The sequence below is a fragment of the Actinoplanes sp. CA-051413 genome (assembly GCF_050955795.1).
In the GTDB taxonomy this organism is placed as follows: domain Bacteria; phylum Actinomycetota; class Actinomycetes; order Mycobacteriales; family Micromonosporaceae; genus Actinoplanes.
Window position 1 is genome coordinate 3,005,281 of record NZ_CP192100.1, and the last position, 14,510, is coordinate 3,019,790.

Consider the following 14,510-nt stretch of genomic DNA (forward strand, 5'->3'; position numbering starts at 1 on the left):
ATCCTGTTTGGGAGCGCTCCCAACTGCTCGCGGCCGGGTAGGCGCAGCTTCGGCCCAGGACGTCGCCGGTCGTTCTGCGCAGTCCGTAGCGCGCCGTAGGGCTCGGCCCGACACTCCGGAGCCTCCCGGTCCGGTCTGCCGGCCCACCAGCACGGCGACGAGGAGAAGTGATCATGAGGTTCCGGGTCTTCGCGAGGTGGTACCGAAACCGCTTCGTGTGGGTGGCGGTGGTCCTGCTGATCTCGTTCGGTGCCGTCGTCTTCACAAGATCGGCCGGCCGGGAAGCAGAGCCGGCCGAGCTGCAGGCGCAGATTGTGACCCGGTTGCGAACCACCCTCGAGCAGTCGAAGCCCGAGCAGCACAACCACACCGGACATAATGGCCAGCAGGTGGCGACCGGGGCGAACGCGAAGCCGGCGGTCATCTGCGGAGTCCGCGTCTACGGCTACGAGCCGGCCGAGGCCACCGCTCTCGCCGACGTCCGGACGGTCTACGGCTTCCACCTCTGTGGGGTCGCCGAGCAGAAGCGCGAGTGGGACGGGGCGGTCAAGCTCGCCGGTCCGGTGATCGTGGACATGTCCACCCAGCCGGCGGGCATCCAGGTGGTCGAGGCGACGGACAGCGTCAGGTACATCGACCGGCTGTGGCAGATGTTTCCGGCGAAGTATGCGGAACTGGCGACCAAGGAGGCCCTGGCCAAATCGGAAATGGCCGACCTGCGCCGCCGATACGACGCCGCAGCCGATCTCTGACCACGCTGCTCGGACGGCACGGAGTTCCCACACGCATCGAGGCTGGGCGGACAGCGAGACGATCTACAGTGGCACACGATCTCCGAGAGGTAGGGCGGGATGGCCACGGTTCTGATCACCGGATCGTCTGCCGGCATCGGCCAGGCCGCAGCGGTTGCGCTGGCCGAGTCCGGACATGAGGTTGTGCTGCACGCGCGTAACGAGCAACGGGCGGAGGAAGCGCTCGCTGCCGTGCCCCGGGCGGCGGGCGTGGTCATCGCGGACCTCGCCTCGTATCGGCAGATCCGTGACATGGCCGCGCAGGCCGAAAAGTTCGGACGCTTCGACACTGTCGTGCTGAATGCGGGTCTTGGCCTCAAGCACGCCACCGACCGGCAGGTGACGGTGGACGGCAACGAGTTGATGTTCCAGGTCAACACGCTCTCGGCGTACCTGTTGGCGGCTCTGCTTCCGGATCCGGGGAGGCTGATCTTTGTTTCGTCGGCGGTGGCGGCTGACGGCGTGCTGGATCTGGGCGACCCGAACTTCGCGCGGCAACCGTTCAACGGCTGGCAGGCGTACCAGAACACCAAGCTGCACCTGATCCTGCTGGCCCTGGGTATCGGCCGCCGCCGGCCGGAGGTGATGAGCCTGGCGTTCGATCCGGGCTGGGTGTCGACCCAGATGACCCTGCGCAATGGCGACACCGCGCCGCTGGAACCCGCACATGCGGGTGTGCGCCTGGCCCGGTTGGCGACGGCTGACGTAGTGCCGCCGGACTCCTACGACACGGAGCGCGCTTGGCGGCCAGGCCCGAGAGAGACGGCTCCGAAGAATCAGGATGAACTGCTCGCCCTTTGCGCTCGGCTGACCGGCGTCACCATCTGAGGTTCCGTATCTGCTGGGTCTGGGGCGCCCTCGCCGCCGGAGTCGACGTTGCCGCATCCGCCGGTGGCTGCCAGGGGCGCGGCCTCCGACGGCGACGTGGCCGCGGAGACCGGGCCTGCCTCCCGGCGCTGCCTTCGCGACCTGCGCTGCAACCATGCTGCAACGCCCCGGCTGAACCATCGGTCAGCGTATCGCCGGCCCGATGGACAGGAGCGACAACATGGACGGTCTCCGCAAGACGTCGACCTGGTTCCTCGAGCCCTATGCGGATCACTCCGCCGCCTTCGTGTTCTCCCGCGAGCCGTTCGGCGTCAGCGTCCTGGACCGGCTGACCTGGTACGTCCTCGAGCTGTGCGACGGGCGCTCGGCCGAGGCGATCGGGGAGCGCGTCGCCGGCCTGCTCGGTGACCGCGCCACCCGCGAACAGGTCGCCACCCTGGTCGACCGGAAGCTGGATCTGCTCGGCCGGCACGGGCTCATCACCGCGGGAGCCGGGCGATGACCGCCGCTGTCGTCGACTGGTCCGGCGTCCTCGCCCTCGCGACCGGGCTGGAACGCCGGCTCGCCGGTGGCATGTTCGGCCGCGGCGACGACATCCGCCGCACGGCTGCGGCCTACTACCGCGGCCTGGGTGTGCTCTGCGCCCAGACGTGCGGGCTGGACACTGCCGATCTGGCCCCCGCCGGCGTACCGCAGCTCGAGTCGCTGCGCCGCGGTGCCCTCGATGCCGGGCTGCGGCTCCTGCTCGCCGGCGACGTCGAGCAGGGGCGTGCGCTGCTGGGCGAGCATGCCGCGTACCGGCGGACCCACCAGGACGATCCCGCGCTGGCGGCCGACGCGGCGCCGGGACGGGCGCGGCCCGGGGCTCTTCAGGCCTGGCACGGGCATCCGGTCGGCGAGGAGCTGGTCGCCCGGTTCAACACCTCGATGGCCGGTACGGCCGACACCTCCGTGGTCGCGACCGTGCCGTCCCGCCCGGAGTCCGGCACCGCCCTGCTCGCAGCGGCCGAGGTGCTGACCACCGCCCTGCCGCTGATCGGCCCGGACGTGGTCGAGGGCATCTCCGTGGGCGTCTACGACGGGGCCATGAACAGCGGCTACTACGCCGGCACTCCGCTGATCATCTACGTCAGCGAACGGATCTTCGCCGACCCGGTCCGCACCGCCGAGATCGTGCTGCACGAGAGCCTGCACCAGAAGCTCGCCGATCTGGGCGTGGCCCGCGACATCCTGCGGGCCGGCTACGTCGACGAGAGCAGCGAGCTGCTGCCGGTGCCGTGGGGTGGACCGGGCCGGCTGTTCAGCGCGGACCGCTCGCTGGCGGCGTACCACGTCTACACCCATCAGAGCCTGTTCTACCTGGCTCTGCTCTGCCGGTACGCCGACGACCCGGCCCGCCGCGCCGGGCCGGCCGGCAATCTCGTCAAGTCCTGGGCCCGGGCGCGGCACTTCGCGCGGGGAACCGAGACCCCCGCTCTCGCCGGTGAGTACGGCGTCGACGGCCGCCGGCTGACGGCCTGGCTGGCCGAGGTCGTCGATGCGCTGGCCGAGGTGCCGTTGCCCGGCGGCTCCCCGCTGAGCGCCCACGCCGAGAACTACACCGGCGTGTCCGTTCCCTCCTGATACCCGCACAACACCGTTCGGGACTGTGACGCTGAAAGGAGGTGAGTGTTATGGAGTCCATTGAGGCGCTGGAGCGGTCTCTCGCGGACATGTTCGCCGAGCCGCAAGGCCTGAAGGTCGAGGACCTGGGTCTGACGGACGACGTCGAGGTGCTCAGCGGGGACGTCCGGGAGATCCGGACCGACCTGTCGATCCTGGCGATGAACCGCCCGAAGACGAGCGAGCTGGGCCAGTAACGGCCCCGGCGTTCGGGTGCCGGGCGCGGCCGGACCGCGCCCGGCACCGTCCGGCCCGCAGACGAAGGGAACCTGACGTGACCACACCCCCGGCCGGGCGGCCGGTGCCGCCGCTGGTGCGGTTCCCGGACGCCGCGATGTTCCGGTACGCGCTGGAGCTGCCGACACCGTCGCTCGTCTACGACCTCAAGGGGCTGCGCCACTCGGTCGGCATGCTCGCCGCTGACGTCGCCACGGTGCACGGAGCTCAGCTCAACGTGGCCCTGAAGGCATGTCACACGATCGGGATCCTGAGCGAGCTGGCGGGTCTGGGCCTCGGCGCGGACGTCGCCTCCGTCGGAGAGTACGAGCTGGCCCGGGCGGCCGGGTTCGCCCGGATCACCGCCACCGGCCCGGCCTTCTCGATCGCCGACGCCGAGAAGCTGCGCGCGGACGGGGTGCTCGTCGACGCGAGCTCGTACGAGCAGCTCGACGCCCTCTGCGCGGCCTTCCCGGGCGAGCCCGTCGGGGTGCGGCTGCGGGTGCCGTTGCCGGACGAGATCGAGAACGAGCACAGCACCTTCGGCGGGCAGAGCCGCTTCGGGCTGCTCGCCACCGATCCGCGCCTGCACGAGCTGCTCGGCCGTACCGGAAATCCGCTCGTCCGGTTGCACACCCACACCGGGCAGATGAGCGCGGCCCATCTGATCTTCAAGACCCGCTACCTGCTGGCGGTCGCCGAGGCCTTCCCGAGCCTGCACACCATCGACCTGGGCGGCGGCTTCTTCAGCCTCTACGCCCAGCGCAGTGCGGCCCTGGCCGCGCTGGCCACCGTCGACCGCACGGTGCGGCAGTGGCGCGAGCGCACGGGCCGGCCGATGACGCTGCAGTTCGAGCCCGGCGGTGGGGTCCTCGGCCCGCACGGCTACCTGTTCGTCTCCGTGCTGTCGGCCGAACGCGATCATCCGGCCTTCGCCGCCGATGTGGTGACGGTGGACGCCTCGGCCTGGAACTACGCGCCCTGGCACCGGCCGGCCGTGCTGCCCGCCGACCCGGACGCGACGCCGGGCGAGGTCCGCGCCACCCTGCTGGCCGGCAACACGCTGTACGAGAACGACTTCTTCGGCACCGATGTGCGCGGGCGGCGTTCCACGTTCGACCTCGGCCCCTGCGCGGTGGGGGACCGGCTTGTGCTGACGGCCTCGGGCGCCTACACCTCGACCAACCGGCGGTGGTTCAACCGGCTCGAGCCGCCCGGCGAGTACGCGTACGACGGCACCGGGATCCGGCCGGTGTCATGAGTGCGGGCACGCAGGTCGCGCCGTCGACCGGGCGGCGGCACCGCGACGAGCTCGGCCTCGAACGCGAACTGCTGACCGGCCTCGCCGCCCTCGCGCAGGCCCAGGATGCCGGCGATCAACAGCACTGGGCCCGCTTCCGAAGCCGGCTCGCCGCGGTTGACGTGGCCGCGGACGCGCGGGCCGCCGAGCACCGCCTGGAGACCGCGTCCGAGCGGCTCCGGACGTTGCTGCTGCGACGCGGGCACCGCCTGGACGAGGAACATTTCCGCTCGCCGGACTCGACCGGCGACCGGCGCCTGCCCAGCGGGCTGGCCTTCCCGCACAGCTACGAGCGGGGCCTGCCGGTCGCTCACCTGGAGAACCGGCTGGCGACCGGGCCCGTTCCCGACGGCTGGCACAGGACAGTGGTCACCTTCAACAGCTGTATGGCGGGTCTGGGGCACGTGTTCCAGTCGCTTGTGCACATGCTGAGCCCTGATCAGCGGCGGCCGTTGTCGGTGGCGTACTGGGGTGACTACTTCGAGACCGACCTGCTGCTGGAGTACCTCGGCTCGGCCGTGCTGCGCTACGACAAGGTCGACACCGACGGCCTCACACAGTGCCTGCGAAACGGCGGCCACGAGGTGCTGCTCATCGAGCCGGTGCGCTACAACTGGGATCTGGACGTCCTCGACGTGACCGCGCTGCTGCGGGCCTGGCGCGCCGCCGCGGCCCGGCCCAGGATCATCGTCGTGGACACCACGCTGGTCTCGCCGCTCTGGCCGACCCGGGCCGTGCTCGACGGCCTCGCCGGCCTCGGTGACGTCCTGGTGGTCGAGCTGCGGTCCGGGCTCAAGCTGGATCAGCAGGGTCTCGAGCTGGCCAATCTCGGCATCGCCGAGATCTACTCACCGGCCGGCCCGGCGCCGTCGGCGGTGCCGAGCCATCAGCAGTTCGCCGACACGATGCGCCTGGCCCGGGCCACCACCGGCGCCGGCATCCCGGTCGCCGCCGCGGCCGCCCTCGACGTCGGCTTCATCGCCGATCCGGCCTGGATCCGGCGCCACGCCGGTCAGGTCTTCGCCAACAACGCCCGCCTGGCCCGCGAGCTGGAACCGGTGCGGGGCGTCTTCGCCGAGGTCGTGCATCCCGCCCTGCGCCCGGCCACACCCGGGGTGGCGCAGAGCCCGTTCGTCATCGTCAAGCTGACCGAGGACACCCTGCACAACCACGGGCTGCTGCTGGCCGCCCTGCGCCGGGAGGTGGCGCGTCGCGGCATCCGCTGCACCCACGGGTCGAGCTTCGGCTTCCGCTCACACCGTTTCGAGACGATCGTGCCGCGCGTCGCCCGCCGCGAGGGCCTGTTCAAGATCGCCGCCGGGTCGCGGTCCGGCCCGTTCCTCGACACCCTCATCGAGGTCCTGCGCGACCTGGGTGGCCTGCCCGACATGGCCGCCCTGCAGGCCCGGTATCCCGACCTGAAGGCGATTCCCCTGACATGACCGTGCCCCACCCGGCGCCGGCGTCGCGCCGGGCCCTGATGCGCTCGGCGGTACGCGGCCACCTGCCGGCGCTGAGCCTGATCCTCGGCGTCGCGCTGCTCGGCAGCGTGGCCGAGGCGCTGACCCCGGCTGCGATCGGTGCCGTGCTCAACGCCGCGACCGGCGGCGAGGGCCTGGCCGCCGGTCCCGTGGGAGTCCTCGCCGCTCTGGTCGTCGTCGCGATCGCCGCCAGCGTGTGGCGCTACGGCGCCTCGTCCCGCCTGCGGGTAAAGGTCGCGTTCCAGCTCAAGCGGCGCCTCGGCCTGGCGGTCGCGGGACGGGCCCGGGCGATCAGCCGCGAGGTCTCCCCGGGCGAGCTGGCCACGGCCATGACCTCGGACACCGACGCGATCGCCGGTTATCCGGGCGCGCTCATCCAGCTCGTCGCCTCGGTGGTCGCCTTCGCCGTGGTGGCCGGCTACCTGCTGACCAGCTCCCTGCTGCTCGGCGCGATCGTGCTGGTGGGCGTGCCGCTGCTGATGTGGGCGACCACGAGGGTGGCCGAGCCGCTCGAGGGACGCCAGCGCGAGCAGCGGATGCTGCTCGGCCGGCTCGGTGATCTCGGCTCCGACATCGCGCTGGGCCTGCGGATCCTGCGGTCGATCGGCGCCGAGCACGCGTTCCGCGCCCGCTATCGGGAGACCTCGCGGCAGGCGCGGGTGGCCGGCACCGGCATCGCCGGCACCGAGGCGCTGATCGAGGCGGCCAAGCTGCTGCTTCCCGGCGTGCTGCTGATCCTGGTCACCTGGGTCGGTGCGCGCCTGGTCCTGCGGGGCAGCATCGAGGTCGGGGCGCTCGTCGCGTTCTACGCCGCGGCGGCGTACCTGGTCGAACCGCTCGGCGCGCTCGCCGGCTTCGTGACCACCCGGGCCCGCTCGCGGGTGGCGGCCGACCGCGTGCTGCGGGCCCTGTCCGTCGTGCCCACGGCCTGGCCCGGCACCGGCACCGCGGCCACCGGCGACCTGCGCGACGGCAGCACCGGTGTCGAGGCCCGCGCCGGTGAGCTGACCGTCGTGGCGATCGGCGACGACCGCGACGCCGGGGCCCTCGGGGCGCGGCTGGCCGGACTCGACCCGCTCGACGCGGTGACCACCACGATCGGCGGCGTACCGATGGCGGAGCTGGACCGCTCGGCCCTGCGCCGGCTGGTCCGCCTGCACGGCGCGGAACCGACCCTGTTCTCCGGCACGCTGCGCGCCAACGTGGACCCCGGCGCGGCGGCCCCGGACGACGCGGTCGCCGGCGCGCTGGCCACCGCGGTCGCCACCGATGTCGTGGACGCGCTGCCGGACGGGCTGACGACCGTGGTCGGGGCGCAGGCGCGCACCCTGTCCGGCGGTCAACGGCAGCGGGTGGCGCTGGCCCGCGCGCTGCTGGACGCGCCCGCGTACCTGATCCTGGTGCAACCGACCACCGCGCTGGACACCGTCACCGAGGTCGAGGTGTGCGCCCGGATCCGGGACCGGCGGGCCGGTCTGACCACCGTGGTCATCACCACCAGCGCCGCCTTCCTGGAGGCCGCCGACCGGGTGATCCTGCTGGCCGGCGGTGCCCCGGTCGGCGGCACCCACGCTGAACTGCTGGCGAGCGACGAGAACTACCGCGCGCTCGTGGCCCGGGACAACGCATGAGCGCGCCGGGCACGCTGCCGCTGGCGGACCGCCGTACGGTCGGCCGGGAACTGCGGGCGCTGCAGCGCCGCCACCGGGGCCGGCTGACCGCGATCGTGGCGCTGCAGATCGCCACCGTCGTCGTGGGCCTCGGCCCCCCGATCCTGCTCGGCCGGCTGGTCGACGGGATCACCGCCGGCTTCGACACCCACGACGCCGACCTCACCGCCGCCCTCATCGCGGGCTGCCTGCTCGTCCACGCCGTCCTGGCGTTCGTGGCGACCAGGGCCGCGTTCACCCTCGGCGAGCTGGTCTTCGCCGAGCTGCGGGAGGACTTCACCGACCGGATCCTGGGCCTGCCGCTCGGCACGGTGGAGCAGACCGACTCCGGGGAGATCCTGTCCCGGACCACCACGGACATGGAGGCGATCCGCGAGATCGTCCGCACCGGCGTGCCGGAGACCCTGATCGGCGTGCTCACCACCGTGCTGACGGTCGTCGCCGCGTTCCTGGTCGATCCGCTGATCGCCGGCGGGGTGCTGGTCGGGCTGCCGGTGATCGCCCTGGCCACCCGTTGGTACACCCGCCGGGCCCCGGCCGCGTTCGCCGCGCGGTTCGCCACCCGGGCCCGGCTCACCTCGGCCGTCACCGAGACCGCGCGCGGCGCCGACACGGTGGAGGCCTTCGACCTGGCCGACGACCGGCGGGCGCTGGTGCGGGAGCGGACCGGGACCGCCCGCGAGGCCGCCCTGGTGCCCATCGGCCTGCACGTGCGCTGGTTCCCGGCGGTGCAGCTCGGCTACCACCTGCCGCTGCTCGTGGTCCTGGCCTGGGGCGCGTACCTGGTGCAGCAGGGCCGGGCCGAGATCGGTGCCGTCGCGGCGATCACCCTGCTGGTGCGGGCGCTGATCAACCCGCTGGACGACCTGGCCTACTGGTTCGGCGAGCTCCAGTCGGCGACCGCGGCGTTCGCCCGGATCTTCGGCGTCTCCCGGCCCACCCTCGCAGCGGCCGCCGCCGCGCCGGAGGCCGGCCCGCCCGCCGACGCCCGGGTCGAGGTCACGCACGTGACGTTCGGTTATGTGCCGGACCGGCCGGTGCTGCACGACGTCAGCCTCGTCGCCGAGCCGGGGGAGCGGATCGCGATCGTCGGTGCCTCCGGGGCCGGCAAGTCCACCCTGGCCCTGCTGATCGCTGGCGTGTACACCGGCACCGAGGGCCGGGTCGCCATCGGCGGCACCGCGGTGGCCGATCTCCCGGCCGATGTCCTGCGCGACCGGGTCGCCCTGGTCACCCAGGAGGATCACGTCTTCACCGGTACGGTCGCCGACAACCTGCTCCTCGCCCGTCCCGGGTCCTCGCCCGAAGAGCTCGACCGTGCCCTGCGAGCGGCCGGTGCCACCTGGGTGACCGCGCTGCCCGGGGGCCTGGGCACCGAGCTCGGTGCGGACGCGTACACGCCGACGCCGGCCGAGGCCCAGCAGCTCGCCGCCGCCCGGCTCATCCTGCGCGCACCGCTGGTGCTGGTGCTGGACGAGGCGACCTCGGCCCTCTCCCGGGCCCAGGCCGCCCGGTTCGAGCAGAGCCTGGCCCGGGCCGCGCGGCGCAGCACGATCATCGAGGTCGCGCACCGGCTCGACACCGCCGCCCGGGCCGACCGCGTGGTGATGCTGGTCGACGGCCGGGTCGCCGAGGCCGGTGCCCATCGCGACCTGCTGGCCGGTGGCGGGCCGTACGCGCGGCTGTGGTCGGCGTGGCTCGGCGGCCAGGCCCGGGCGGTGCCGTCATGACCGGCCGCGACGACGTCCTGATGATCGCCGACGACGTGGTACGGCGGCCCGCAAGCAACGGCTCGGGCGCGGTCTACTGGTGGCCCCGTACCGGCCGGGAGGTGCGCCTCGGCCCGGCGGCGGCACGGCTGCTCACCGCCTTCGCCGTGCCCACCAGCCCCGCCGTCGTTTCGGCCGACCTGGGTGGCCGCACGGACGAGGCGCTCGACGCCGTTGTCGAGGCTGTGCGGACCTTGGTCGGGCACGGGCTGCTGCGGGCGTACGCACCGGCGGCAGTGACCGAGGTGGCCCGGCGCACCGGGCTGTTCGGCATGCCCGTGACCGACCTGGCCGGGGCACTGCGGGGCCGGACCAGCGACGGTGTGGTGATCGGGGTCCCGTACGACGCCGGGGTCACCTACCGGGCCGGGGCCAAGTTCGCGCCCGAGTACCTGCGCCGGGTCAGCACCGGGCTCTTCCGCGCCACCGTCCGCGACGGCCGCCCCACCGGCATGTTCGACCCGGTCCGCGGCCGCCGGGTGCTCGACGGGGTCCGGCTCGTCGACGTCGGCGACCTGACCGGGACGGCACCCCGGCCGGGCGGTGCCATGGTGACCGCCCTGACCGACACGGTGGCCGCCGTCGTCGCCGCCGGGCGCGTACCGATCGTCCTCGGCGGGGACCACTCCATCACGATCTCCGTTCTGGACGGCATCACGCGCGCCACGGACCGCGTCGGCGTGCTGCATCTCGACGCGCACCACGACTTCGGCCGGATCCGCACCGGGTCGCGTGACGACCTGCACCACGGCAACTTCCTGGACTGGGCGTTGGGCGATCCGGCCGTCGAGTTCGTCGCCCAAGTCGGCATCCGCCAGCTCACCGACGAGGTGGGCCGGGCCCCGGGCCGGCTGCGCTGCTGGCCGGGCCGGACGGCCCTGGCGATCCCGGCCGCTCAGCTCGCCGCCGCCCTGCCACCCGGCCTGCGCTGGCACGTCACCATCGACGTCGACGTGCTGGACCCGTCCGTGCTCACCAGCACCGGCACACTGCTGCCCGGCGGTTTCGGCCACCTGGAGACAGTGGATCTCCTCGAAGGGCTGTGCGGCCGGCTCGACGTGCTCGGCGTCGACATCGTCGAGCTGATCGCCAGCCCGTCCGACGCCCCGGGCATCGTCGTCGCCGACATCCTGCTGCGCACGCTCGACGCGGTGTTCCGGCGCCGTGGCGAAGAAAGGGACAGTCCATGACCACGGCCGGCCCGATGCTCGAGACCCTCACCGAACCCCTGCGGGAGCGGCTCGTGACCGCGCTCTGTACCGCTGAGACGGGCGCCGCGTGCCCCGGCGGCGATGTCTGCGAGCGGCGGCACGCCCGCCTGTTGCGGCCCTTGCGGGCGGCCGCCGACGGCGACGTCGCGGTGGCCCGGGTGGACGGTGCCCTGGCGGGCTTCGTCCGGCTGGAGCGCAGCACGGACGCGGGACACGCCCTGGTCGAGGTGACCGGTCAGGTGTTCCCGCCCTGGCGGCACCGCGGGGCCGGGTCGCGGCTGATCGACTGGTCCCTGGACCGCGCCGCGGCGGGCGCGGGCGGGACGGTGGAGGTGCTGGTCGACGTCGTCGACGACCACGAACCGCTGGGTCCGGTGCTGGTGACCCGCGGGTTCGCCCCGGTCTCGGCGTTCACTGAGCTGACCAGGCCGCTGCGGCCGCCGCTGCTGCCCGCCGGTGTGCCCACCGCGCTCGTCACCGCTCTCACCGAGGCGGACCATGACGCGGTCGGCCAGCTCTACACCGAGATCTTCGCCGGCGACCCGCACGCGGGGCGGGGCCGGGCGGCCATCGCGGCGGCGCTGGCCCATCCGGGGCTGCGACCCGGCGCCTCCCGGGTGGCCCGGTCGGCCGGGGGAGAGCTGCTGGCCTACCTGCTGACGGTGACCTGGCCGGGCGATCCGGCGGACCTGTGGATCGAGACGATCGGGCTACGGCCCGCCGCCCGCGGCCTCGACCTGGTCCGGCGCATGATCGCCGACATCACCCGGCGACCGCCGGCCGACGCGGCGACGATCAGCATCGGCGTCCCGCACCGCCGGGACGAGGCCGCGATCACCGGCTACGAGGAGCTCGGCTTCACCGTCAGCGGCGGCTGGGAGCGCTACTCACTGTTGCTGTTCTGACCGGCGGCTGAGGCTGTGCCGGGCGGCGGCCCAGCGGCGGGCACCGGCCGGTTCGGCGCCCGCCGGCAGGCCCCACCGGTTGAGGTGCATGTGGACCAGACTGGCCAGCACGGCATCGCCGTCCTCGCCGTCGACCAGCCGGGTCAGCGCCGGATCGACCGGGCGCCCGCGGTACGCCCCGGCCAGGTGCTCGCCGGGGCCGGTGGCGAGCAGGTCGACGAGGATCTGCCGTTGGCGGTGCTCCTCGGTCCGGGCCCGGCGGTCCGGCCGGCCGGGAGGACCGGCGAGCCGCTGCACCGCCTGGGTCATCGCCGGGACGGACGCGCCGATCATGGCGGCGAACTGGTCGATCACGACAGCGGCGAGCGTGGCCGGGTCGAGGTCGCCGCGGCGCCGGGTGAGGGCGTCCAGCACCACGAGCGTGTCCACGGTGAACCACTGCTCGCACAGCGCCAGGCCCGCGGGGCCGCCGTAGCGGCGGGTCTCCGGCTCGTACGGCTCCAGCGTGAACCGCAGCACCGGACCGCGCCGGGCGATCAGCCGCAGCGCCGCGCACCACTGCGCGATGTCCAGCTCGCCGGGCACGCGCACGCGCAGGTGCGGCGCCGGGACGTCGTAGCGCACGAAGAACCAGCCGGCGTCCTGCCCGGCCAGATAGGTGGCGAGCAGTCCCAGCACCTCGTCCTGCGAGCCGGGCGCGCAGTACACATGCGTGGACCACCACCGGTCGCCGGGGAGCCGCGCCGGGCTCGCCCCGGTGAAGCCGCCGGGCCGGTCGGTGCGCAGCGGCGGCAGCGGCTGATACGCGTCGTTGACCGCGGTCGCCACGATCTCGGTCACGTGGGCCGGCCCGCCCGGCTCGACCAGGCACTCCTCGGCCCACTCGGCGCCCCGGCGGCGTTGCTCGCACAGCAGAGCCCGGTGGCGCGGGTGGTCGAGGTCGAGCAGCAGCCGGGTGTCGCCGGTGCCGGCGTACACATAGCGTGGCACCCGCAGGCCGGCGCGCCACGTCGTGACCTCGCGGTCCGCCGCGGGGCCGGCGAAGTCGTCCATCCGCCAGCGGGCCGGGGCCAGGACGACACCGGCAGCCTCGACGCGCGGCAACACGCAATGGGCGTCGGCGAAACGCCCCCAGCTCCAGCCCGGGGTGGCGTGATGAGCGCGCGAGACCCGGTGGACCAGATCCAGCAGCGGCGGCGCGGTCTCGGTGGCCACCAGGTGGTCGGTGCGCACGAGCACGCGCCGGCCGTCGCGGCGCGAGCGCAGATAAAGCGCGCCATCCTGTACGCCCAGCAGCAGGTCACCCACCCGCAGCGCCCGGCGCCCCGGCCGCACCGACGACCACAACAGCACCGAGTCGTACGCCGACGTCCCCTCGCCCAGGTTGATCGTGCTCTCATGCCAGTAGTCCATGGCGACGAGGTCGATGTCCTCCTCGCCGGGAGCGTGCGCGGCCGCGCGGACGTGCTCCGGCACCCGCTCGTCGGCGTCGGCGAACCTGGCGAAGGCGCGGCCCCCGGGCACGACCGCACCGCGGGGAGTGACAGCCGCCCGCCCATCGGGCAGCAGCTGGACGAACAAGTCACACGACGGCGCCGCTGCGCCCGCCGGCCGGGGCAGGTCGGCCACATCGGACTCCGACAGTGTCGCGACCGGCCCGCGGCGCACCAGCAGGCGGCGCAACCGGTCGAGGGCCGGATGGTCCTGCGCGGCGGCCAGCGGCGGGAGCGGCCCGAGACCGCGGGACGGGTCGGCGACGTCCTCGAGCGGGACCTCCTCGTACCCGTAGCGCTCGGCGAAGGCGTGCGCGTACCGGCGCAGGCCCGGGTCCGGGTCGGTGGCGAGGCCGGTGCGTTGCAGCACGGTCAGCGCCGTGGCCAGACCGGCGGTCAGCCGGCGGTCGACCGTGCCGGCCGGGCGCATCGTCAGGTCGATTCTGCCGTCCGCCGGCCAGTCCAGCGGGAACCCGTCAGGTGCGCTCGGGTGCAACGTGCTGACCAGCAGCCCTTCGTCCAGCAGCCGGGCCGCCACGGTCTCGTCACCGAGCAGGCCGGCGACCTCGGCGTACGGACGCGGCCGGGCGGCGAACTCCAGCAGGGTGTCGATCCGGGCCGAGCGGCGCAGGGTGCGCCGGCGGGCCGCGTACGGTGGCTGAAAGGTGATCCGGTCGGCCAGCACCCGAACCGTGGGATTGGTCGCGACCGGATGCCCGGGCGCGGCCTGGCGCAGCAGGCCGGTGGCGCGCCGGCTGTCGATGCGGTGCCGCCGCACGGGTGGCGTCCGCGGCGGACCGAGGGGCCCGTCGCCCCAGGTGCTGAAGCCGGCCATCGCGAACAGGCCGAACGGGGTCGGCCGGGTCGCCATCCGGATCGCGTACTTGGTCAAGGCGGCGGCCAGGCGCTCGCGCCGGACCGCACCGGTGTCCCGCCTGACAGCCAGCGCGAACTGCGGATTCGCCTGCTCGACGGCCTCGCGCAGCTGCGGGATGCCCCACAGGGCGCCGACCGGATCGGACTCGTCCACGGTCGTCGTGCGGGCGAACGTGGCCAGGCTCAGGGCCGGCATCCGCACCATGACCAGCGGCAGGAACCGCCACGCGCCCGGGCCCGGCGGCAGCGGTGATGGCATCGATCCTCCTGCTCGGACAGCTGTCCCCGAGCATCACCGGGTCTTGTTG

Annotated in this window: 12 protein-coding genes; 11 read left to right on the plus strand and 1 reads right to left on the minus strand. The window is 73.8% G+C overall.

Features of this window, described 5'->3' with window-relative positions; all coding sequences use genetic code 11:
• Positions 1-173: 173 nt before the first annotated feature.
• The 11 genes from ACQP2Y_RS14250 to ACQP2Y_RS14300 all read left to right on the plus strand — a co-directional run bounded on the left by ACQP2Y_RS14250 (position 174) and on the right by ACQP2Y_RS14300 (position 11,833).
• Entirely contained in the window at positions 174-752 is a 579-nt protein-coding gene (locus ACQP2Y_RS14250; RefSeq protein WP_433728169.1) for a hypothetical protein, read from the plus strand.
• A 99-nt stretch (positions 753-851) separates the two neighbouring features.
• Positions 852-1,619, plus strand: coding sequence for an SDR family NAD(P)-dependent oxidoreductase (locus ACQP2Y_RS14255; RefSeq protein ID WP_433728171.1), 768 nt, complete (start codon positions 852-854; stop codon positions 1,617-1,619).
• Between the two features lie 220 nt (positions 1,620-1,839).
• Positions 1,840-2,121 carry a hypothetical protein gene (locus tag ACQP2Y_RS14260; RefSeq protein ID WP_433728173.1) on the plus strand — a complete coding sequence of 94 codons (282 nt, stop codon included), beginning with the start codon at positions 1,840-1,842 and terminating at the stop codon, positions 2,119-2,121.
• On the plus strand, positions 2,118-3,242 hold the full coding sequence (locus ACQP2Y_RS14265; protein ID WP_433728175.1) for an aKG-HExxH-type peptide beta-hydroxylase: 1,125 nt from the start codon (positions 2,118-2,120) through the stop codon (positions 3,240-3,242). The genes ACQP2Y_RS14260 and ACQP2Y_RS14265 overlap by 4 nt, the downstream gene beginning before the upstream one ends.
• 50 nt (positions 3,243-3,292) lie before the next feature.
• Complete coding sequence (locus tag ACQP2Y_RS14270; RefSeq protein WP_023362323.1) at positions 3,293-3,478, plus strand: hypothetical protein; 186 nt, start codon at positions 3,293-3,295, stop codon at positions 3,476-3,478.
• 77 nt (positions 3,479-3,555) lie between these two features.
• Positions 3,556-4,758, plus strand: coding sequence for a hypothetical protein (locus tag ACQP2Y_RS14275; protein ID WP_433728177.1), 1,203 nt, complete (start codon positions 3,556-3,558; stop codon positions 4,756-4,758).
• Positions 4,755-6,239: a hypothetical protein gene (locus ACQP2Y_RS14280; RefSeq protein WP_433728179.1), complete on the plus strand. Its 1,485-nt coding sequence runs from the start codon at positions 4,755-4,757 to the stop codon at positions 6,237-6,239. The genes ACQP2Y_RS14275 and ACQP2Y_RS14280 overlap by 4 nt, the downstream gene beginning before the upstream one ends.
• The gene (locus tag ACQP2Y_RS14285) at positions 6,236-7,909 is read left to right on the plus strand and encodes an ABC transporter transmembrane domain-containing protein (RefSeq protein WP_433728181.1); all 1,674 of its coding nucleotides are present in this window, start codon (positions 6,236-6,238) and stop codon (positions 7,907-7,909) included. The genes ACQP2Y_RS14280 and ACQP2Y_RS14285 overlap by 4 nt, the downstream gene beginning before the upstream one ends.
• Complete coding sequence (locus tag ACQP2Y_RS14290; RefSeq protein WP_433728183.1) at positions 7,906-9,678, plus strand: ABC transporter ATP-binding protein; 1,773 nt, start codon at positions 7,906-7,908, stop codon at positions 9,676-9,678. The genes ACQP2Y_RS14285 and ACQP2Y_RS14290 overlap by 4 nt, the downstream gene beginning before the upstream one ends.
• Positions 9,675-10,907 (plus strand): arginase family protein, encoded by a 1,233-nt coding sequence (locus ACQP2Y_RS14295; RefSeq protein WP_433728185.1) that lies wholly within the window; start codon positions 9,675-9,677, stop codon positions 10,905-10,907. The genes ACQP2Y_RS14290 and ACQP2Y_RS14295 overlap by 4 nt, the downstream gene beginning before the upstream one ends.
• The gene (locus ACQP2Y_RS14300; protein WP_433728187.1) at positions 10,904-11,833 is read left to right on the plus strand and encodes a GNAT family N-acetyltransferase; all 930 of its coding nucleotides are present in this window, start codon (positions 10,904-10,906) and stop codon (positions 11,831-11,833) included. The genes ACQP2Y_RS14295 and ACQP2Y_RS14300 overlap by 4 nt, the downstream gene beginning before the upstream one ends.
• On the opposite strand, the gene ACQP2Y_RS14305 is transcribed toward ACQP2Y_RS14300, so the two are convergent.
• Positions 11,816-14,461, minus strand: a complete 2,646-nt coding sequence (locus ACQP2Y_RS14305) for a thiopeptide-type bacteriocin biosynthesis protein (protein ID WP_433728189.1) — start codon at positions 14,459-14,461, stop codon at positions 11,816-11,818. The genes ACQP2Y_RS14300 and ACQP2Y_RS14305 overlap by 18 nt on opposite strands.
• Positions 14,462-14,510: the final 49 nt, after the last annotated feature.